Annotated in this window: 20 protein-coding genes and 1 pseudogene; 6 read left to right on the top strand and 15 right to left on the bottom strand. The window is 40.1% G+C overall.

Features of this window, described 5'->3' with window-relative positions; translation table 11 throughout:
• Positions 1-84: 84 nt before the first annotated feature.
• The 8 genes from D8805_RS08150 to ylqF form a co-directional block, all read right to left on the bottom strand.
• The gene (locus D8805_RS08150) at positions 85-375 is read right to left on the bottom strand and encodes a hypothetical protein (RefSeq protein ID WP_125416718.1); all 291 of its coding nucleotides are present in this window, start codon (positions 373-375) and stop codon (positions 85-87) included.
• On the bottom strand, positions 356-748 hold the full coding sequence (locus D8805_RS08145) for a hypothetical protein (protein ID WP_125416716.1): 393 nt from the start codon (positions 746-748) through the stop codon (positions 356-358). Before D8805_RS08145 ends, D8805_RS08150 begins: the two co-directional genes overlap by 20 nt.
• On the bottom strand, positions 730-1,320 hold the full coding sequence (locus D8805_RS10315) for a hypothetical protein (protein WP_260469918.1): 591 nt from the start codon (positions 1,318-1,320) through the stop codon (positions 730-732). Before D8805_RS10315 ends, D8805_RS08145 begins: the two co-directional genes overlap by 19 nt.
• Positions 1,321-1,376: 56 nt before the next feature.
• On the bottom strand, positions 1,377-1,994 hold the full coding sequence (locus D8805_RS10310) for a hypothetical protein (RefSeq protein WP_260469917.1): 618 nt from the start codon (positions 1,992-1,994) through the stop codon (positions 1,377-1,379).
• The gene (locus D8805_RS08135) at positions 1,994-2,425 is read right to left on the bottom strand and encodes a hypothetical protein (RefSeq protein WP_185774588.1); all 432 of its coding nucleotides are present in this window, start codon (positions 2,423-2,425) and stop codon (positions 1,994-1,996) included. Before D8805_RS08135 ends, D8805_RS10310 begins: the two co-directional genes overlap by 1 nt.
• A gap of 154 nt (positions 2,426-2,579) precedes the next feature.
• On the bottom strand, positions 2,580-4,130 hold the full coding sequence (locus D8805_RS08130; RefSeq protein WP_125416714.1) for a ClC family H(+)/Cl(-) exchange transporter: 1,551 nt from the start codon (positions 4,128-4,130) through the stop codon (positions 2,580-2,582).
• 12 nt (positions 4,131-4,142) lie between these two features.
• The gene (locus D8805_RS08125; RefSeq protein ID WP_000207527.1) at positions 4,143-4,922 is read right to left on the bottom strand and encodes a ribonuclease HII; all 780 of its coding nucleotides are present in this window, start codon (positions 4,920-4,922) and stop codon (positions 4,143-4,145) included.
• On the bottom strand, positions 4,909-5,760 hold the full coding sequence (gene ylqF, locus D8805_RS08120) for a ribosome biogenesis GTPase YlqF (protein WP_125416712.1): 852 nt from the start codon (positions 5,758-5,760) through the stop codon (positions 4,909-4,911). The genes D8805_RS08125 and ylqF overlap by 14 nt, the downstream gene beginning before the upstream one ends.
• 209 nt (positions 5,761-5,969) lie before the next feature.
• Between ylqF and mazE the strand changes: the two genes are divergently transcribed.
• Both mazE and D8805_RS08110 read left to right on the top strand, forming a co-directional pair.
• Entirely contained in the window at positions 5,970-6,185 is a 216-nt protein-coding gene (gene mazE, locus D8805_RS08115; protein ID WP_125416711.1) for a type II toxin-antitoxin system PemI/MazE family antitoxin, read from the top strand.
• Complete coding sequence (locus tag D8805_RS08110) at positions 6,169-6,525, top strand: type II toxin-antitoxin system PemK/MazF family toxin (RefSeq protein ID WP_125416709.1); 357 nt, start codon at positions 6,169-6,171, stop codon at positions 6,523-6,525. Before mazE ends, D8805_RS08110 begins: the two co-directional genes overlap by 17 nt.
• Positions 6,526-6,558: 33 nt before the next feature.
• On the opposite strand, the gene D8805_RS08105 is transcribed toward D8805_RS08110, so the two are convergent.
• The 5 genes from D8805_RS08105 to D8805_RS08085 all read right to left on the bottom strand — a co-directional run bounded on the left by D8805_RS08105 (position 6,559) and on the right by D8805_RS08085 (position 15,660).
• A complete protein-coding gene (locus D8805_RS08105) occupies positions 6,559-7,737 on the bottom strand; it encodes a hypothetical protein (RefSeq protein WP_125416707.1) in 1,179 nt (392 codons plus the stop codon).
• A gap of 17 nt (positions 7,738-7,754) precedes the next feature.
• On the bottom strand, positions 7,755-11,408 hold the full coding sequence (addA, locus tag D8805_RS08100) for a helicase-exonuclease AddAB subunit AddA (protein ID WP_125416705.1): 3,654 nt from the start codon (positions 11,406-11,408) through the stop codon (positions 7,755-7,757).
• Positions 11,405-14,680: an ATP-dependent nuclease subunit B gene (rexB, locus tag D8805_RS08095; RefSeq protein WP_125416703.1), complete on the bottom strand. Its 3,276-nt coding sequence runs from the start codon at positions 14,678-14,680 to the stop codon at positions 11,405-11,407. The genes addA and rexB overlap by 4 nt, the downstream gene beginning before the upstream one ends.
• A gap of 94 nt (positions 14,681-14,774) precedes the next feature.
• Positions 14,775-15,206: an EVE domain-containing protein gene (locus D8805_RS08090; RefSeq protein ID WP_125416701.1), complete on the bottom strand. Its 432-nt coding sequence runs from the start codon at positions 15,204-15,206 to the stop codon at positions 14,775-14,777.
• Positions 15,199-15,660: a MarR family winged helix-turn-helix transcriptional regulator gene (locus D8805_RS08085; RefSeq protein ID WP_125416699.1), complete on the bottom strand. Its 462-nt coding sequence runs from the start codon at positions 15,658-15,660 to the stop codon at positions 15,199-15,201. The genes D8805_RS08090 and D8805_RS08085 overlap by 8 nt, the downstream gene beginning before the upstream one ends.
• Positions 15,661-15,806: 146 nt before the next feature.
• On the opposite strand from D8805_RS08085, the gene D8805_RS08080 reads away from it, so the two are divergent.
• The 3 genes from D8805_RS08080 (at position 15,807) to D8805_RS08070 (ending at position 18,430) form a co-directional block, all read left to right on the top strand.
• A complete protein-coding gene (locus D8805_RS08080; protein WP_125416697.1) occupies positions 15,807-16,616 on the top strand; it encodes a Cof-type HAD-IIB family hydrolase in 810 nt (269 codons plus the stop codon).
• 142 nt (positions 16,617-16,758) lie between these two features.
• Positions 16,759-17,667: an ATP-binding cassette domain-containing protein gene (locus tag D8805_RS08075; protein ID WP_125416695.1), complete on the top strand. Its 909-nt coding sequence runs from the start codon at positions 16,759-16,761 to the stop codon at positions 17,665-17,667.
• A 10-nt stretch (positions 17,668-17,677) separates the two neighbouring features.
• A complete protein-coding gene (locus D8805_RS08070) occupies positions 17,678-18,430 on the top strand; it encodes an ABC transporter permease (protein WP_125416693.1) in 753 nt (250 codons plus the stop codon).
• Between the two features lie 38 nt (positions 18,431-18,468).
• Here the strand turns inward: D8805_RS08070 and D8805_RS08065 are convergent, their stop codons facing one another.
• Positions 18,469-19,347 carry a sensor histidine kinase gene (locus tag D8805_RS08065; protein ID WP_125416691.1) on the bottom strand — a complete coding sequence of 293 codons (879 nt, stop codon included), beginning with the start codon at positions 19,345-19,347 and terminating at the stop codon, positions 18,469-18,471.
• Positions 19,347-20,045 carry a response regulator transcription factor gene (locus tag D8805_RS08060; protein ID WP_125416689.1) on the bottom strand — a complete coding sequence of 233 codons (699 nt, stop codon included), beginning with the start codon at positions 20,043-20,045 and terminating at the stop codon, positions 19,347-19,349. Before D8805_RS08060 ends, D8805_RS08065 begins: the two co-directional genes overlap by 1 nt.
• Before the next feature lie 48 nt (positions 20,046-20,093).
• Between D8805_RS08060 and D8805_RS08055 the strand changes: the two are divergent.
• Positions 20,094-20,333: pseudogene (locus tag D8805_RS08055) on the top strand (hypothetical protein); the annotation flags it as partial.
• Between the last annotated feature and the right edge of the window lie 205 nt (positions 20,334-20,538).

The raw sequence follows: 20,538 nt of genomic DNA, 5'->3' as shown, positions 1-20,538 counted from the left end.
AGAAAATTATAGTTTTTCGGAAAGATATAATAAGAAACTTAAAACAGAAGTCTAACTTTATTCCATTTATTCTGAACTACTTTATTAAATTTCATCATACTTGAGCAACATATTCGAAATCTTTGCTTCAAGACTCTTGCGAACCTTACCTTGAATTGCAGTATCCATTTGGCTGTTTATGCTTGTGATAGTTGATTTGGTTTCTGTAGCAATTTTTTCAGCTACCTTATTAAAGTTTTCTTTTAATTTATTTTTTGCTGATATCGCTAACCTTGCTTCCGTAATAATTCGGTTTCTTTCCATCATTCGATACATTTGTTTCAGTGCATATTGATATTCTTCATCAGTGTAGTATTCATTCATTGGTGCTTGCATAATCTCTCCTTAGTTTGTGAAATTCTTCGTCTAAATCATTTCTTTTTTTGCGAAACTCGTTATCGTATTTTTCTCTCTCATCTTCAAGTTTAATCCTATGATCTCTGTATACTTGATTCGAAAAGTGTCTCAAATTTTCTATTTCTATAAAATAGTCTCTAACATCATCAGCCGTTGACGAAAATTTTCTCAAGATTTGATACATTTTATCAACTTCTTCGGAAATTAGTTTTTCTAAGTTTGCATTTCGTTCTTCTAGATCAAGCGCTTTGTTATCAAGTTTCTTCTTTTCTTGATAATATTGTTCTTCTAGAGTAAACAGTTCTCTTTCTTTCTCTCTGATTTCCTCCCATTTTACATCTTTTCTTTCCATTGTCGAAACTCCTTGCCTAATTGCTTGTCTGTTGCTACTGTTTTTTCGATGACTTCCTGTAATTGTTTATCCATATTTTCAAATGCTTGAGCGGAAGCATTCATCAGAGTGGCTGTTTGTTTTGTTTCTGCCTGAAAAGTATCGATAAACTGTGCTTGAGTAATACCTTGGCTAGCAAAAAGGGTCTCAACCTCATAAGGAGCTAATGCTGTGTAGCTTGTAAAATCGATTTTTGACCAAATTTCTTGTAATTCTTGATTGGCTTTTTTGGCTAAGGCGCTCACTTCATCAGCTCCAGTTCTTGCTGCCGTAGCCATAGATGATGATAAGATAGAACCCTGAGCTGCATCTAAGTATATTTCCTCAGAGCTACTAATGCCACCTGATGACCATTTTGACTTCAAGTCCTTGTAATGAGCTATTCCTCGGAGACTGTTGGCATACGCTCGATAAACGCCACTGATTAAGGGTTTTCCTCCTTTGCCATCTACAAGTTGACCAGTTACAGGATCAAACTCCCAGTCACCAATTTTATGACTCGAACCATCAAGCCAGTGAATCGTACTAGGCATAGAATTTGTAGTGGTAGTATTATACCATTCTGGATGGTTAAAATCATTCCAGACTACTACGTCATCATTTTTCTACGGTAATCTATAAACATAGAAGGGCTACTTTCAATAAATGCTTTTTCTTTCAATGAAAGGGCTCCATATTTAAACCAAGCATTAAAGGTAGTCGTAGGTATATGATATTTAGCCCCTACTTTTAGCATATAAGATCCTTGTGAATAACCAGATAGTTGACTAACTTCATATCTGGGATCATCCATAATCTCTTTTACGAATTGGTCAGCAACTTTATATTGTGGAGATAAATAAGTTTGCCTTGCAATTATGGCACTATTGACGTCGCGTGAGCTGAACATAGTTTTATTCACCGGACTATCAGGATCCGTTCCAGCAGCAATCACAGCTACATTTTTATAATCTGGTTTGCCGTTGACAATAGGTGCAACTGCCAGTCCATCAAAACCTGTTTCAGTGTCAGACTTAGTGGCAACAACACGGAATTCTTGACCATCGGAGGTGGTTATAGTGTTAGTTTCATCCGAAGATAACTTATCATTTGTTTTGGCTACAACTTTCTTTTCAACTTCTCTTTCAGCATATTCAAAATTTACACTATAAACATTTTTTCCGTGATTTAATTCATTGAGTTGTTTATCAGTATAAGTGTATACCATTAATATTCTCCTTCTGAACCATCTGAATAAATAATTTTTGTGAGTTTACTAGTCTTACCCAAGTGACTATTTAAAAATTCTCGGTCCTCTTTTCTATCCTCTCTCTCTAAAGATACATCAGAAATACGTTTATCTTTTTTTGAATAATTAATTTTATATTTTATGCTTCTCTCGTTAAAATATAGTTCAACTACGCAAGTCCAACTTCCTGGAGGATTTGTGTAGTTTGCATTAGAAAATCTAATTTCTTCAATACCCTCATAACTATCTTTTAAAGTTTCAACCAGACTAACTTCATACTCTCTATTTCGACGCTCTTCTTGGGATTTCCCTAACATGCTAAACATAAATATACCTCCTGCTGTGATAATTGCGAGTGACAAAACGATTAGTAGCCTTTTATGGCTTTTTTTATTGCTGGAATTATTCATTTAAGCTTTTCCCCTTTTTCTTATTATACTATATTTTAATTAATTTTAACGATATAAGAAGTAAAAACCGATCTCTGCTCGAGAATCGGTTTCTAAAGTAATTTATTGAAAATCCAGAACTTAAAATACATAAAATAAATTATGCAAATACCACCTACAACAACAAATCTTTGACTTTTCCAATTTCACTTTTTGGAATCACCAAGTGAATCATATCACCCAGATACATTCTAGTTGAGCCGTTAACGGTTTGACTTTTGCCATTATGGACTTGTGTGGTGATGAGTACGTTATGTGGCAGGTTGAGCTCGTGAACCTGTTTTCCAGCGATCTTATCTGATACAGGGATTTCAATGAGGGTGACTTCTCCTTCATCTGTTGCTTCTTCTGGTAGCATTTTTTCCAGCATGGCCTCATAAACTGGAGCGCCCTTGAGTAGATCCATGATGATGTAAGCAACCAAGGTCACTAAGCCAAGTGGCATGAGGTTGCGAATATCTCCAACCATCTCGGTTACGAGTATCATAGCGGTTAAGGGAGCCTTGGATATTGCCCCAAAGTAGCCACTCATTCCCAGAATGACAAATATAGGGAATTGTTCCTGACTGACAAGCCCAAGATTGACACAAATGACACCGACTAGGGCACCAAGTAAGGAACCAAGCGCCAAAATGGGAAGGAAAATTCCTCCTGGGAGACCACTTCCATAACTAATCATGCTCCAAACAAAGCGAATCAAAAAGTAAGCTAATAGAACCTGAAAACTAAAATCTTGCTCAGTCAAAGAAAGAACGACCTGATTTCCACCACCAAGAATTTGTGGCAAGAAAATCCCGACTGGTATGATAAGGATAAAGGCTAGGATTGGATAATAAGCTTTATCCAAATGGATTTTTTGACCAATCCAGTCATAAATTCGACCAACATTGAGTACAGCTTTCTCATAGAGAAAACCAGAGAGTCCTAGAAAAACCCCCATAACCAGGTAAATCCAATACTGGTCTAGGGTCATGAGAGGAATGTTGTCTGGCATATCCAGTACGGGTGTTAGGCCAAATATGAGTAGTGAGACAAAGTTTGCTACGAGACTGGCTGCTAGAGTTGAGACCCAGAAAAAGCGGGAAAAATGGTGATAGACTTCTTCTACAACAAAGAGGAGGCCTGCAATCGGTGCATTAAAGGCAGCTGCTAATCCTGCTGCAGCACCACTGGCAATCAAGGAGCGTTCTTCAACTGGACTGGATTTTAGCCACTTAGCAATGCCTTTACCACCAACTGCTCCAAGTTGAATACTTGGCCCTTCTCGTCCCAGCATAAGGCCACTGGCAATAGCAAGAATCCCTAGAATATATTTTTTCCAGAGAACACTCCACCAGTTAAGAGTCATGAGCCCTTTTAATTCTGCTTCGACTTGAGGAATTCCTGAACCCTTGATATCTTTTTCTGACCGAGTTAGTTTCGCACTGAGCCAGCAAACTATTACATAAAATAGACCAATGAAAAAAAGATTGCGCACTAGGTGCGCTTGATCTTGATAGAGTCCTTGTATCAGATGGAAGCCCTTTTCGATTAAGAAACGAAAGGATCCGACGATTAGCCCGACAACGAGACCAACAATGATTCCTCGTCCAACTTGGGATAATATGGTACTTGAGGCAAAGGCGAATTCTTTCTTGGAACTGAGTGTTTCTGACTGTTCCTCCATAATCATTTCCTCTTACTTATCTTTCTTAGTTGAAACCAGTGTTTTGACAGGTTCAAAACTGGTTCGATGAATGGGAGTAACTCCTAGTTTTTCGAGACCTTCTAAGTGTTTAGCAGTTCCATATCCAGCATTGGCAGCGAAATCATATCCAGGATATTGGTTGTCATAGTCCTTCATAATATTATCCCGTGTCACCTTGGCCACTATAGATGCAGCTGCGATAGAGAGGGAGTTAGCATCTCCTTTGATAATTGCTGTTTGTGAAATTGGTAAATCAAGCTGCATGGCATCAATCAAGAGGTGCTCAGGTTGGGGGCTGAGTTGAGAGATTGCTTCTTTCATGGCCAGTTTGGTCGCTTCATAGATATTGACTTGGTCAATGATTTGATTATCCATAATACCGACACCGATTGCCAAGGCTTGGTCTTGAACAGCTTGGAAAATTTCAAGATGTTTCTTTTTAGGAATTTTCTTGCTATCGTTGAGACCTTTAATCTTACAATTTTTAGGTAAAATAACGGCTGCAGCGACTACAGGACCAGCAAGAGGACCACGGCCGACCTCGTCAACACCTGCTATAAAGGTCATTCCTTGCTTGTAAAGTTCTTTTTCATAGGACAGCATGGATTCCAAACGATGATCCTCATCCAGTTCTGCCTGAATGGCTTTTTTACGCTTGTTGATTTCCTTTTGAACTCCAGAGCGAGTATCTTTTTCGAATTCCAGAAAAAGAGGATTGTCTAAGTCTTTGACAGTAGCAAGAAGTTCTCTGATTTCTTTAATCGTCGTCATCGATGTCGTCCAATGTATCTAAGGTGTAGTTACCGAGTTTTCCATCACGGACTTCCTTCACGAAGAGACTGTAAAAGCGGTCGTAGTCATCTCGGAAACCGAGGGCACGTGTCATATCCATGATGATAACAGGAGCTTCTTCTTCAATTTTCATTTGTTTAAAACGTTCAGCTAGCTTATCAGGATAATGTTCTTTGAAATAATTGAGACCAAAAATGGTCACTTCATCCATTGGAAGCAACTGGTCTTTAATTGCTCCAGTTAGGGCCAGTTTCAGTGCAACGGCATCATCTTCAAACTTAGGCCAGAGAATCCCTGGTGTGTCTAGAATTTCAAGGTCTTTATTGGTTTTGAGCCATTGTTGCCCCTTGGTTACACCTGGTTTATTGCCGACAACTGCAATCTTTTTCCCAGCCAAACGATTCATCAGGGTTGATTTGCCAGCATTTGGAATTCCGATAATCATGGTACGCAAGGTTTCAATCTGAATACCACGTTCTTTTTGCCGAGCAATCTTATCCGCCATGAGTTTTTTCGCTGCATCTGTCACAACTTTCACAGTAACTTGCTCTTTGGAATTGATAGCCAGTGTTTGAATCCCCTGTGATTCAAAGTACTGACGCCATTCTTTTGTCATTGCTGGATCAGCTAGATCTGCCTTGTTTAAAATCAAAAGTTTGGGTTTATCACCCACAATCTTGTTTAACATAGGATTTTGACTAGATAAAGGAAGACGCGCATCCACCAAAATCGTTACAAAATCAACAAATTTTAAATTCTCCTGAACTTGTCGCCGAGCCTTAGACATGTGGCCCGGAAACCATTGAATTGTAGCCATAATAATTCCCCTTCCGACTAAAAAAACGTGATAAAAACGTTTTCTTTCTTACCATCTATTCTATCATAAATTAGGTGCTTTTGCACAGGCTTTGACTAAAATAAAATCATACTATAGCACATAACTTAATTTATGTAATTAAACGTTTGCTTGACTTTATTTTCCGTTTGGTATATACTTTGTATATACGATTTCGTGGAGGTAGAGTGATGAATACAGTAAAGACTCGGAAGGTGGGAAATTCTCTCACTGTGACCATTCCTAAAAATTTAGGTATGATGGAAGGTCAAGAAATGGTTGTCTACAAAGGGATTGACGGAGTCATTGTCTTAGCTCCAAAACTGAAAGATCCTTTTGATGGGATTACTGATTTGAGAATGACAAACGATTTTGAAGGGGTAAGGTCACTTGATAGCGAAATCTGAGTATATTCCTGAAAAGCAGGATATCATTTGGCTGGACTTTGATCCATCAATTGGTCGGGAGATTCAGAAACGGCGCCCTGCCTTGGTTGTGTCTAGGAGAGAATATGCCTTGCAAACTGGTTTTGTGGCTGTCTGTCCCATCACTCATGGCCAACAACGTTTGGCAGAAAAAGGCTTCCTCGTTCCTGTCTCGTCGGATAAGGTAGATGGCGCTGTCAATCCATTTCAACTATATACATTTGATTTTCGGATTCGTAATGCTCAAAAAATAACAAGAATGGACACACAATGTTTTCAGAAAGTCGTCCAACTTTACCAGTACATATTTGGTGATACTTAAATCCTACCATGCATAGACAAGGTAGGATTTTTTCTATATGAGTAACCTATTTAAGAACGGGTGAAGGCAATTGAGAAGAATTCCTCTAATCCAGCTTTCTTGTGCAGATGATAGATGTTCTGCCTGAAGGCATTCTTTTAGAAAATCGCGGACTTGTTCTGGTGCAATTTCAAACTCAAAGGCTTTCATCTTGTAAAAAAAGTCGATGAGATGCTCAGATAAGTATTCATCTGAAAAGGGTACTTCTCCACTTTTTCGATATTCTGATAGGAGCCGAGAAAATCTGGATTTTTCATCAGGCAAATCCCGAAAATAGGAATTAAGAAGCCAAGTCTGCTTCTGCTTTCGTTCAATCGGATCTTGATTTGCAATTCGCTGATCCTTTTCCAACTCCTTTTGGTTTTGTTTAGCCTTGACAGCCCGTTCGTCTCTATTCTTACCAAAGAGGATTTTTTCCCATTTTCGTTCTTCTTGGGTCAAGGTTTCTGTAAAGCCAAAGTAATCTTGATAGGCTCGTTCTGCAGGCCCCATGGCAAGAATGAGGTTGTCAGCGTATTGCTTGGCGATTTTATCTCTCTTCTTGCGTTCTTTCTCTGCTTGAATCCGTAAATGCTGCTCGTAGTCAATTTTCTCCTTACCTAGTTTGACAAGGTAGAGTTGGTCATCGGACTTACCAAGTAGAAAAGGTTTGATACACTTTTCCAGTACTTCTTCCATACGAGCCTTCTTTATCGGCTCTGCCTTGGTCCAACTTCCGCCTTGAAAGACTTCTAAGAAAAGCTGGTAGTCTCTCTCAGGTGTGAATTGATTGCCACGATTGGCTTTGAAAACACCTTTTTCCCAAAACCATTTTAGAAGTCGTTCGTCAAAGTCGCTTTTATTAACCTTGATTTTTTCCTTTTTCTGAGCTTTTCTGGTTAGGTTTTCAAGCTTTCTGAGAAGTTTTTCTTCCTCTTCTAGTTGCTGGTCGAGGCTAATACGATGAAAATGGCGAACACAATCGCTACCGATAGGAAAGAGACGCTGAGCTGTGACAGTATTAAAGAGTTCGTAAGAGTATTTAATGGCATTTCCGCAGATACAATTACTACGCCCAATACCATTAAAAATCAAGGAAACTTCATTCCATTCCTTGGTAGCTTGATCCCAAGTATCAGCTTTTGAAGCTTGTAAAACTGCATCGTGCAGGGATTTTCTAACTGGAAGTGTCATGAGGTCTCCTTTCTAGATTATATTTTTACAACTTGAACCTCATCTTTGCCGAGCAAAATCAAGTATTTTTCTATGTTTTCAATTGAATAGGCACGAGATAAGGCTTCTTCATAGAGGGCTAACTGACCACGATAGCGGTCTATTAGTTGACTTGGCTCATCGTAGCGGTCTGTCTTGTAGTCGAAAAGAACGATACGATTCTCATAAAGCAGATAGCCATCCAAGATCCCACGGACAACGAAGTCTTCCTGACTCTTTTGGTCTAGTTTGAGCATGGAGAAAGGTTGCTCGCGATAGAGATGGTCGGTATTAGCGAGAATTTCCTGACCAAGTGCTGTATCAAAGAAAGCTAGGATTTTAGAAAGATTGATCTTTTCCCTAACAGCTGGACTAGTTTGAACTTGTTTGAGAGTTTCTGTCAGGCTAGCAAGCGTTGGTCGCTGGCTGAGGTCAATTCTCTGCATGAGTTCGTGGGTTGCACTACCAATCTCAGCTCCTGTTACCTTTTCTTTAGTTGAAAAATCTGGTAAATCAAAGCTGATTTTCTTTTCCGATGATTGAGTTTGGTTAGTAATTTCTACCCCTTCCATATCCATAACGGGTTCGTAGAATTTCTTGATTTGGCTTGGGGTTTGGACACTAGGAAGCTCAATGGCTGCACGGTGGAGACTATTATAAACTTCCACCTCTTTCAGCATTTCCAAAGCTTCTTTGATAGTTTCTGACTGGCGATTGTCTGCTTGAGAGATATCTTGGAGAGGGCTCTTGTTTTCCAATTCTCCGATAGCTTCTCTAGTCAACTGGTCTTCACCAATAAAACGATAGCTAAAGTTGAGATCTTCCTTGGTAAATACTTTACTGATAGCCCAGACCCAATCTTGAAAATTTCTTGCTTGCAGTCTGGTATTGCTATCTAATTTTCCATTGTTTGCTGCTGGGTATTCCTTGGCTTCTAGCTTTTCACGAGACCCCTTACCGACAAGATAAAGTTTTCTCTCCGCCCTCGTCATGGCAACATACAGCAGACGCATCTGCTCTGAATAGCTAGCCAGTTGCAGTTCTTTCTCATTCTGCGTATAAGTTACGCTAGGAATGGAGAGTTTGATAGTTTTAGGATAGTGTGCTTCCGCTGCTCCTGTTTCCACCTTGGCAATGTATTTGACACCAAGCCCATTTTGACGACTGAGAATAACGTCTGACATCGAGTCTTGTTTGTTGAAGTCCTGATCCATGTTGAGGATAAAGACGTAAGGAAACTCCAGTCCTTTGCTCTTGTGAATGGTCATGAGTTCAACAGCATCCTTGGGTGGTGCGACAGCGACACTTGCAAGGTCGTGCTGAGCTTCTAGGACTTGGTCAATCATACGGATAAAACGAGACAAGCCCTTGAAATTACTCTTTTCAAACTGGTCAGCTCGTAGAGCTAGGGCATAGAGATTGGCCTGTCTAGCAGGTCCGTTTGGCAAAGCCCCAACATAGTCATAATAAAAACGGTCATTATAAATCTTCCAAATCAAGTCATAGAGAGAGTGGGTTTTGGCATACAAGCGCCAAGAATCCAAGATATCCATGAACTGACTTAGTTTTTCAGCTAGTTCTGTGTGAATTAACTCTTTCTGGCTAGCTGCTTGTTTATGAACATTGACCAGTTTCTCAAAAAGATTCTCTTGGACTTTATCTTCTGCTTTCTGAAGGGACAAGCGTGCCAACTCGTCCTCATCAAAGCTAAACATAGGAGACTTCATAAGTGCTACCAAGGCATAGTCTTGCAGGGGATTGTGAATGACGCGCAGGGTGTCCAGCATGACTTGTACTTCTAGGGATTGGAGGTAGTTGTTTTGCTCACCGTCGGTTTTAACTGGAATTCCGTACTCAGACAGGGCGAGGAGAATCTGGTCATTACGACTGCGACTGGAAGTCAAAAGGGCAATATCCTTAAAGGCTACACCATTCTCCTGATGAAGCTTCAGGATTTCTTTGATGACTAAGCGCATTTCCCCTGTTAGTTTTGTTTCTAATTGGCTCTCTTCTTGCTCTTGCCCACTGTCGTCCTTATCGTAGAGGAGAAATTCTGCCTTGTTGTCTGGATTAGGAGTTAGTTTGGTATTGGCAAAAACAAGCTGGTGCATGCTGTCATAGTTGATTTCTCCAATCTCTCGGTCCATGAGTCGTTCAAAGACATCGTTGGTTGCCGATAGCACTTCCGAACTACTACGAAAATTTTCCTTGAGGAGAATCAACTTGCCTTCTTGAGGATTATGCGCATAGCGTTGGAATTTTTCATTGAAAATCTGCGGATCCGCCTGACGAAAACGGTAGATGGACTGCTTGATATCCCCCACCATAAAGCGATTGTGACCATTCGACAGCAATTCCAGCATCCGTTCTTGAATGTGGTTGGTATCCTGATACTCATCGACCATGACTTCGTGGAATCGTTCCTGATAAGCCTCGCGGACTTGTGGGAAATTCTCTAAAATCTCAATGGTATAATGACTGATATCAGCGAATTCAAAAGCATTTTCCTGGCGTTTACGTTCTCGATAAGCCTCCACAAAATCACTCATAAAGTTTTTGAAGGTCTTAGCTAGATCCCAGGAGTCTCCATGATAATGCTCTTGATAGTCGAGAATGGTTATCTGGTCTGACAGTTGTCCTAGTTTAGCAAACTGTGCCTTTCTCTCATCGTTATAGGCATCAGCCAGTGGTTTCAATTCAGCTTTACGACTAGAATTAGCTAGAGCGCGACCATTTTTTTCTTTCGAGATGGCGACAACACGCGTAAGCACTGCTTGATAAGCCTGGCTATCGGACTCTTGATTTAAGGAACCAATTTCATCCAGAACCAACAGCACATTTTCTAAATAGGTAGCTTTTGGAAACTCCTTGGCATCGTTATCCAGATGATAACGGAGGAAACTTTCCAAATCCCATAGCGCCTGTTTGATTTGCTCAGTTAATTTGTCTTTTTCAATTACAAAGTCAGCTTCTTCAAACCCTTTGAGGAAAGAGTTACTCAACCATTTTTTGGGGCTACTGGTGGATTGGAGGAAATCATAGATTTTGTAGACTTGCTGGCGCAGACCTCGTTCATCCTTGCCACGTCCAGCAAAGTTCTTGACCAATCGACTAAAGCTCTCTTTCTTTTCACCTTGGTAATGATCTTCAAAAACCTGATGAAAAACCTCATTTTTTAAGATTAACTGTTCACTTTCATTTTGTAGAATACGGAAGTTCGGTGCGATATCAATCAGATAACCATGCTTGCCAAGGAATTTTTGTGTGAAGGAATCCATGGTTCCGATGGCAGCGTTTGGCAGGTCTGCCAACTGGCGTCCCAAGTGTTGTTTAAGATCAACATCGCTACTTTCTTGGATTTGTTGGCTGATTTTTTTCTCCAAACGTTCCTTAAGCTCTGTAGCAGCCTTGACAGTAAAGGTCGAGATAAAGAGTTGGCTGATTTCCACACCACGCGCTAACTGGTCCAGAATGCGCTCGGCCATGACAAAGGTTTTCCCTGAACCAGCAGACGCTGAAACAAGGATATTTTGCCCTGCGGTATAAATGGCTTCGATTTGCTCGGCCGTTTTCTTCTGTTCCTTGCTCGAATTCGCTTCTGCTTCTTGCAGTTTTTGAATTTCTTCCTCAGTTAAAAAGGAAATGGGCTTCATCGATTCAACTCCTCTCTCATTTTTTCAAACCAAGCTTGCTTGAGCTTCTCTCCGACCAGACGTTTGCCATCCGCTAAATCTAACTTCTCTAGAAAGCGTGCTTGACCTAGATGGTAGTTTGCTTCAAATCCTGTAATGGCCTGATGTTGCTGGACGTATGGGGCAATGCTTCTACCGTTTTCTGTGTAGGGATTAATGGCGAACTGGCCCTTTAAGATTTTCTCAGCTGCCTTCTTGTAAAGATGGGCATTATAGTCCAGCAAGAGCTGGAATTCCTCGTCTGTCAATTGATTAGCCTTGTTTTTGTTGTAAAATTCACCCAAATGACTGCTTTCTTTTTCTAAAAAGAGTCCCTGGTATTTCATTGACTTGCTGGCTTCTGCTACTGCTCCAGCCAAACTCTTAACGGTCAACAGAGATTGGACAGGTTCAGCCATTTCTAGGTACATAGCGCCGAAAAAGTTCTGCTCCCCTTCACCCTTAAGAGCAGCAAGATAGGTTGGCAACTGGGAATTAAGTCCATTGAAGAAATGAGGAAACTGGAACTGGGTCAAACTTGACTTATAGTCCACCACTCCTAGCGCGCCATCTGCTTTCAGGCGATCAATACGGTCAACCTTGCCTCGAACATGGACACTCCGACCATTATCCAATTGAATAAAGGTCTGGTCTTTGCCGCCAAATGTTACCTCCTCTTGGATGGTTTCGATGGCTGGATTATGGCGGAGAATATGGCCAGTTGTCCGCGCGACATCAAGCAGAACTTCCTTGGTAAACTGGGCTTCCAAACTTTCCTGATAAATAGCCTCAAATTCGAGTTCCTGACCAGTTTCTTGGATAGCCTGTTCCAAACGTTGGTCAAAGGAATCTTCGTCAGGTAACTGCAAGGCACGTTCAAAAATACGATGCAAAAAATTTCCGTGACTGCGAGCATCCGGACGCAGGCGTAATTCTTCCTGCAAACCTAAGACATAACGGAGGAAATAACTGTATTCATTGCGGTAAAACTCCGTCAAACCAGAGGTAGACAGGTAAAACTCTTTGTCAGCTGGATAGAGAGCCTGCAAGGTCTCTTTCTCTAATGGTTTGCTGCTTGGACTAGTTGGGATAGCTGGATTTGTAAGACCTTTTTGATCAAGTTTTTTCCCCATCACACGCGCTAGAACCTTGACAAAGGTCAAATCTTGCTCAGTATCACTCGTCTCGCCCTGCTGGTGATAGGCAACCAGACTGGACAAAAGACTGTGATATGATCCCATATCTTCCTTAGACAGTCCTTTGTGATTTATCCTCTTCTCTTTCCGACTAAATCCCAAATGGACCAGCTCTTGAAGATAGGCTGATTCTTTACTCTCATTTTCATTGAGGAGACTTGGTGCTGACAACACCAATTGTTTACGGGCAGCATTAACTAAGGAAAGCATGGTGTAGCGATTTTTCTTGAGGTTTTCACTGCTTGCAATCAGTAATTGCGCTCCCTCTTCAGTCACTTCATTTAGGCTTTGCCTTTCTTCATCTGTTAAAAGGCTGGTATTTTGCGCGATTTTTGGTAAATGATCCTGAGTGAGTCCAATGGCGTAGACAAAGTCAGCAGTCAGTGGTGCAATCAAATCGTAACTCTGCACCAGAACAGTGTCCACTGTCGCTGGAATAGTGCGATACTGAGATAAAGTCATCCCAGAGTGTAGTAAAGCTAGAAAGTCTTCCAGACTAACTTGCGAACCAACAAAAACAGTTGCAAATTGTTCTAAAACATGACAGAAGGCTTTCCAAACTTCGGCTTGTCTTTCTTGCTCTAGGGCTTCCATGGTAGCTGTCAAATCTTGCATCTGCTTGCTTAAGGCAGTATTTTTTAGAAAAGTATTCCACTTTTGCAAGAGATTTTCAGCCTTTTGTTTTCGACTGGCAAATAAGGTTTCAAGTGGCTCCAAAACTCGCAGACGAATAGCATTCAAGCGTTTCAAATCAAATTTTCCATGGTGGGATTTGGTGAAGGTCTGCTGAAAGGCTGGCAAGCCATTGATGCCAAGATAGCGGAGATGTTGCTCAAAAGAATCAATATCCGCTTGGCTAAGGTCAGTATACAAACCAGTTCTGAGGAGATTAATCAAATCCTCCTGACGGAAACGGTAGCGTTTTAATCGTAAAATAGACTCCACATACTGGGTCAAGGGATGATGAGCCATAGATTCGCTTCTACCAAGATAGAATGGAATCTGGTACTGGTCAAAAATGGTCTTTAAGGACAACTGATAAGAAGCCACATCCCCCAGCAGAATTCGGAAATGCTTGTAACTCAATTCTGGATGGTCATGTAATTTCTGACGAATGCTACGGGCTACCAACTCCAACTCCTCTTTTTGCGTCAAGCAAGACCAGATTTGCAGATTCTCACGGTCATTCTCATCAACATCCAAAGTGAGTTCTGAAAAGTCATAAGAAGACTCCAGCAAACGAGAGGCCTTGTCAAAGCTATCCATCTTCTCATGAGTCTGAGAACAATCCTGAGCAGGTGTTTGGTATTTTACCCCCAAATGATGGAGGAATTCCACACTGGCTTGGTAGAGATTTCCTTCAGTGAACGGACTGGTATAGGCCTTCTTGCTTGCATAAGCACCAATGACAATCTCAACACCTTTACGGTGAAGCAGATCCACCACATGCTCCTCCTCGGCGGAAAAACGGGTAAAACCGTCGATAACCAAGGCAAGTTGACTGAAATCACTACTTACCTTGCTATTCTCAATAGCCTCAATCAAATGGGACAACTGACTTCCCTGAGCCAACCGGTTTTGATTGAGAGAGGCAGTTACTTTCTCGAAAATCAAGAGTAAGTCTGCTCGCTTGTCCTCATCGATCAAACTTTCCAAGTCCAAAAAGCTCATCTGAGCAGTCGTCATCTCATGATAAAGTTCAATCAACTGCTGGATAAATTGAGGATCCTGCTTAATTGCACCATAAACTCGTAATCCTTTAGGATCAAGTTCAGCAAGACATTTATAAAAAGCCATTCCAAGACCGATGTCATCAAGACTGGTCTTGGTAGGCAAGTCATTTAAAACCAGGTAACGAGCCATCTGAGCAAAGCGCGTGACGGTAATCGCAAAAGAAGCCTGCTGGGACAAGCATTCCAGCACGGCACGTTCCTTTTCAAAAGAAAGAGAGTTGGGGGCAACGTAGAAGACCCGCTTGCCAGCAGCAACCAGCTCTTCCGCCTCTCTGGTTAGGATTTCTGTCAAAGAAGTCCGAATATCAGTATAAAGTAATTTCATCTCTGCCTCGTTTGGTTTATCAAAGTTTCTTACTCTATTATAGCAAAGTTCGCTTCACAGTCCAAATCCAAAATTCTTGTTGACAATCATTTAACTAGCAAATCAAGCAAGCTTCATCATCCACTTTCATATGCTGAAAGATATATAGGAAAAAGTCTTTGGAAACTTCAAAATGCCCATAACGAAGCCTAGAAGTATAGTCTTTCCATTCAGGATGTTGTCTGGCTATTTCTATGGAGCAATCTTTGACTGGTAGATAATACTCGACATTTCGTCTAAAGGGAAAGAATCCTTCAAATTGCTCTACTTGATAGGCCTTGTCGTCTATAATTTTACCTACGGCCACAAAAGCCTGTAACTTATCTTGACCGTTCATATCGTATTTCGGACTATAGTATAAAAGGTAGTCTCCTTTTTTCATACGGTTTAAGGGGCCACCCTTTCCATGACAGACCTGGCAAAAATTTCCTTCAACTCCTCTTAAAACATGGTTCTTCGAAACAACTCCAACCCAATATCTAGGCATTTTTATCCTCCAACTCTACTAACATGCGATTAAAACTTTCTCTATCTTCAGAAAGTTTATCAAAAAATTCTTCATCAACCTCTTCTACTAAAGGTAAAGCTTGATTGACCTTCTCCGCGCCAGAATTCGTCACTGAGACCAGTTTTGCCCGACTATCCTTTGGATGTTGATCACGTTTAATGTAGTCCTTATTTTCCAGTAGCCTAACAATCTGGGAAAGCGTCATGACATCCATACCGGTGAACCGAGCAATATCAACTTGCGTTACATATTCCTCTCTATTGCTCAGAAACAAGAGCGAGGTTAAAACGATAAATTGGGGCAAAGTGAGGCCAACCGATTTCAAGACTCTTTTTAAATTGCTTTCCCACTTGTTGTAGACTTTGATGAAAAGAAGACCTGTAGACTCTGTTTCATCATTTTTGTAAATTGAATTAAAGTGATACTTTGACATTTTTTCTCCTTAAATATTAAGTATGCATATTATATAAGAATTTATTTTGTTTTTCAAGAAAAGGAAAGTCGAATGTTACAATTCTATCAGACATTTCATAGTCTATATGCTATAATAAAAGCAAAACACCTAGAAAAGGAAGTCTTATGATTAAACTACTAGCCTTGGATATGGACGGAACTCTCCTTAACGAAGCCAAGGAAATCCCACAAACCCACATCACTGCTATTCATCAAGCTATTGAAAAAGGTGTCAAACTGGTTCTCTGTACAGGTCGCCCGCTTTTCGGTGTCCTTCCCTACTATAAAAAACTAGGACTGGACCTCCAGAATGAGTACGTCATTGTCAATAATGGTTGTTCAACCCACCAGACCAGTGACTGGGGTCTAGTTGACTGGCAAGAACTCAGTCCAGCTGACATTGAATACCTCTATGACTTAGCAGAAAAAAGCGACGTCCAGTTAACTCTTTTTGATGAGAAACATTATTTTGTCCTCGGTGGCAAGCCAAATGAAATTGTTCAAAATGATGCCAAACTTGTTTTTTCAGACTTGACTGAAATTTCCCTTGAGGAAGCGACTAGTGGCAAGTATCGGATGTTCCAAGGTATGTTTTTAGGAACAAAAGAGCAAACAGACGATTTTGAGCAGCGGTTTGCTGAGGAGCTCTGCCAACGATTTAGCGGCGTTCGTTCGCAGCCTGTCATTTATGAAGCCATGCCACTTGGAACTACTAAGGCTACTGCTCTTTCTCGACTAGCTGCGATTTTGAAGATCGAGCCCTCAGAGATTATGGCCATGGGCGATGCCAATAACGATATCGAAATGCTTCAGTTTGCAGGGCTTGGCATTGCTATGGGAAATGCCAGCGACCATGTCAAATCCCTTGCTAATGACGTTACAGCTAGCAACGAAGAAGACGGCGTTGCGCGTGCCATTGAGAAGTATATTTTATAATTGAGAAGCCCAGTTCATGTCAACTGGGTTTTGTTTCTTTTAAGAATCACAAAACTTTAGAAACTCTTTAGAATTACTTGAGCTTTCTTTGATTTCTATAGCTTATACTAAAGTTAGAAAAATAAATCAAAAGGAGAAAATCATGAAAACAGTACTCGAAATTCATGGACTGACCAAACAATTCGGCCAACAAGCTATTCTTCAAGATCTTAGTCTAACCATAAAAGAGGGAGATATTTATGGACTAATCGGAAAAAACGGAGCTGGTAAAACTACTCTTATTAAAATCATTACACAATTATTGTTTGCGGACAAAGGTATAGTTTCCCTCTTTTCTAGTCAAGAACAAAATGAGTGGACCAAGGCCTTATCTCGAGTAGGTTCAGTTATCGAATCACCTGTAGCTCATAATCACTTAACAGCCTATCAAAATCTGAAATATTATTGTATGATTCGCCATATTCCAAATGCTGATAAGGTGATTCATGAGACTTTGGACTATGTTGGCTTGTCAGATACAGGGAAAAAAGTCTTTCGTGATTTCTCACTAGGAATGAAACAAAGACTTGGCATCGCCATTGCCCTCCTATCCAAACCTGATTTCCTTATTCTTGATGAACCTATTAACGGTCTCGACCCAATTGGAATCAAAGAATTTCGTCTCATGATCCAGCGGCTCAATCAAGAAAAAGGCATAACCATCCTCATCTCTAGCCATATCTTATCAGAACTCTACCTCCTAGCTAATCGCTTTGGAATTTTGGACCAAGGTAAGATTATCCGTGAAATCAGTAAAGCTGAGTTTGAAACACTGAGTGAGGATTATATTGTGCTTAAAACAAGCGAAAAAGAAAGAGCTTGTCAGGTATTGAAAGAACAAATCCAGCTCCAGTTTAAGGTTGTAAATCCTGAAAATGAAATCCATATCTTTGGTAATGAACAAGATGTCAAACAGATTCTTAAGCAACTAACTTTGGCAGATGTTGCTATTGATGAGATATACTTTGCCCGTCAAAACCTAGAAGAATACTTCACCCAATTGGTAGAATAGGAGAAAAATCATGATACATACCATTCAAGCAGATTTTTACCGTCTTTTCCGCTCCAAAGGATTCTGGATTACAGAATTCATTCTCTTTGTACTTATGTTACTGGGTGCTACTATTGGTGCTACAGGACATCTAATGGCAGTAAATACAACACCACCAGAGACTCCTACCCATGGTTGGAATGGGATAGAAGCTCTAATCAACGCGTCTAGCAATGGTTCAAACCTCGTTTTTCTCTGCATTGTTCTAGCATGTCTCGTTCTCGGAGTTGATCTAATCGGCAAGCTCTATAAAAATAGTTTGACTGTTGGCGTTTCTCGTACAGAGTTTTTCCTTGCTAAATCCTTTGTACTAGCAAGTATCGCTCTCTTACAGCTCATCGCCAGCCTTGTGATTGCTTTTGTTCCCTCAACTCTACTAAACGGACTTGGTACGATGCCTGATGGTTTTATTACAAACCTTCTCTTAACGATTTCCCTCCAATTTCTCTGCCTCCTCGCCTGGCTTTCGATTGTTTCCTTTATTCTCTATGTGACTCACTCCTATCTTGCCGTATTTATCGGCTATCTAGTCAGCTCTATCATCCTTTCTATGCCAATGCTTATCTTTCCAAATATCGAAATTTTACGATATCTGAGCTTAAATTTTGCCTATGCCATGACTACTAATAGTCAAGCTATTCTCTATACCATCACGGTTTGCATCGCTATCATACTTTTCTTCTCTCTCAGTGGACTGACTGTTTTCAAGAAGAAAAGTTTATAAAAAGAACCTCCTCTAGGATATAGAGGAAATTTCTTCTGTTAAAAGTAAATAAAGACCGAAAACCATTCTCCATCAGTGGCTAGCTTCATTTCCGCTCCAAGAAGATGAACTAATTCCTCGGTAATATAGAGACCTAAACCAGAGGATTCTTCGGTATCTGACATATTTTCAGAATAAAAACGATTACTGAGATTGTCTATATTCTTGATAGGTTTTTTGACAAGATTATCGATTTCTAAAACAAGCCTATTTTCTTCCTTTTTCAAAGAAAGTCGAGCTTGCTCCTTGCCGTGCTTGAGAACATTTCCAAGGAGGTTTTGTATAATTCGATCCAGCAAGTCCTCATCAGTTGTCGTTTTCAATCCTGGTTCAACGTTAAAATCAAGAACAATCTGTGATGACTGAAAAACGTCGTAATAAGCTAAAGTCTTTTTCGTTATAAAAGTTGATAAATCAAGTTCTTCCAGTTTCGGTTTAACTGCTCCTTCCATCAAATGACGGTATTCAAGGAGAGCCTCCAAACGTTTTGAAACCAAATCAAGGTGATGGGCTATTTTATTTAAGGTTTCTGAACTATTATCGGGGTGTTTTATTAGTTGCTGAGTATATCCTGAAGCGATTGTCAAAGGTGTCCGAATATCATGAGCGATGTTACTGATTGCCATATCTAGGGTGCGTTTTTCACGCTTCATGATTAGCTGATTTTGCTCCACTTCTTGAAATAGATTCTCAATTTGGTTATGTAAACTCAAAATGGTTTTTGAAAAGAAATTTACCCCGATTCTCTTCATGCTACTAGAGCGAATCTTTTCTTCCATTTGTCTGCTTAAATCTCTAATTGCTATATGATAGCGAATCAAAGAAATGGCTAGAATGATGTTGATAAGGAGCAACAGAGATATCAAAATATGAATCATTACTTGTCTCCTTTTAATCGAACACCAACTCCCCAAATGGTTTCGATGTACTCGTGATTTGGATCCAGTTGATGCAGTTTTTTACGGAGATTGCTTAGATGGGTGTTGAGCGTATTGTCTCCAGGCAAGTAACTTTCTTCCCAAACCAATTCATAGAGTTCTTCTTTTGTGAAGATCTTTTTAGGATGCTGGAGCAACATTTGGAGAATCTGGCACTCTTTCTTTGCAAGGCGAATGGTTTCAGTAGAATTGCTTATTTCAAAACTATCCGCATCAAACTGGATATTTTTAAAATTTTGTACGAGGTTATCAATTTCTCTTCGATCTTCTGACTGATGTTCACCACTTTGGCGTAATTGCACGGTGACTCTGGCAAAGACTTCGTCCAAATCAAAAGGTTTTACTACATAATCATTGGCACCATCTAAGAGATATTGGCTGATAAGCTTTTTATCACCCAAAGCAGTAAGCATGATGACCGGAGTCTGACTAGTTTGTCGAATAGCTTGCAAGACTTGGTCGCCATTTTTCCCAGGGAGCATGATATCTAGCAAGACGAGATCAATGCCACCTTTGTCAAATTGCATTATACCTTCTGTCCCAGAAAATGCTTGAATCACCTCGTGTTCCTCTGCAAGAAGGGTTCTCAAAATTCCCTGGATTTCATTATTATCTTCAATTACAAGTATGCTCGCCATAAACCTCGTCCTTTCTAAAACTATTATAACATGTTTTGCTAGGAATTCCAGATACAGAAAAGCTCCTCGCATAAAAAGTGCGAGAAAGCCAAGGCTCAGGCGATTGTCACAAGTCACGGGAGAATTGTTTCTTTGGATATTGCGCTGAACTATTGCCACGATATGGAAGTCTTCAAAAAGTGTCGCAGAAATAAAAGTAAAACGTTTAAAATATTTTCAACAACCTATCGAAATCGACGCAAACGGTTCGTGGTTTTACTGATTTCTATGTTGCTTTTAATGTTTTGACAATAGCAGGATTTGTAGTGAAGTTTGTTAAAAGTAGAGTTGTATAAAATCAAAAATATATAATTGTTTTTTAAGAACTTAATCGACTCCTAGTAACTCTAAAAAGCTTGTAACCTAGTCTTCAAAGTAAAATATAAGCCTTAAAAATATTATATTTCCTATCTTATCTTTTTTTGATATAATTGAGTAAATAATATAAATATAG

Source organism: Streptococcus oralis subsp. dentisani (assembly GCF_003944205.1).
Classification (GTDB): domain Bacteria; phylum Bacillota; class Bacilli; order Lactobacillales; family Streptococcaceae; genus Streptococcus; species Streptococcus oralis_BH.
This window is presented reverse-complemented; position numbering and strand designations above follow the sequence as displayed.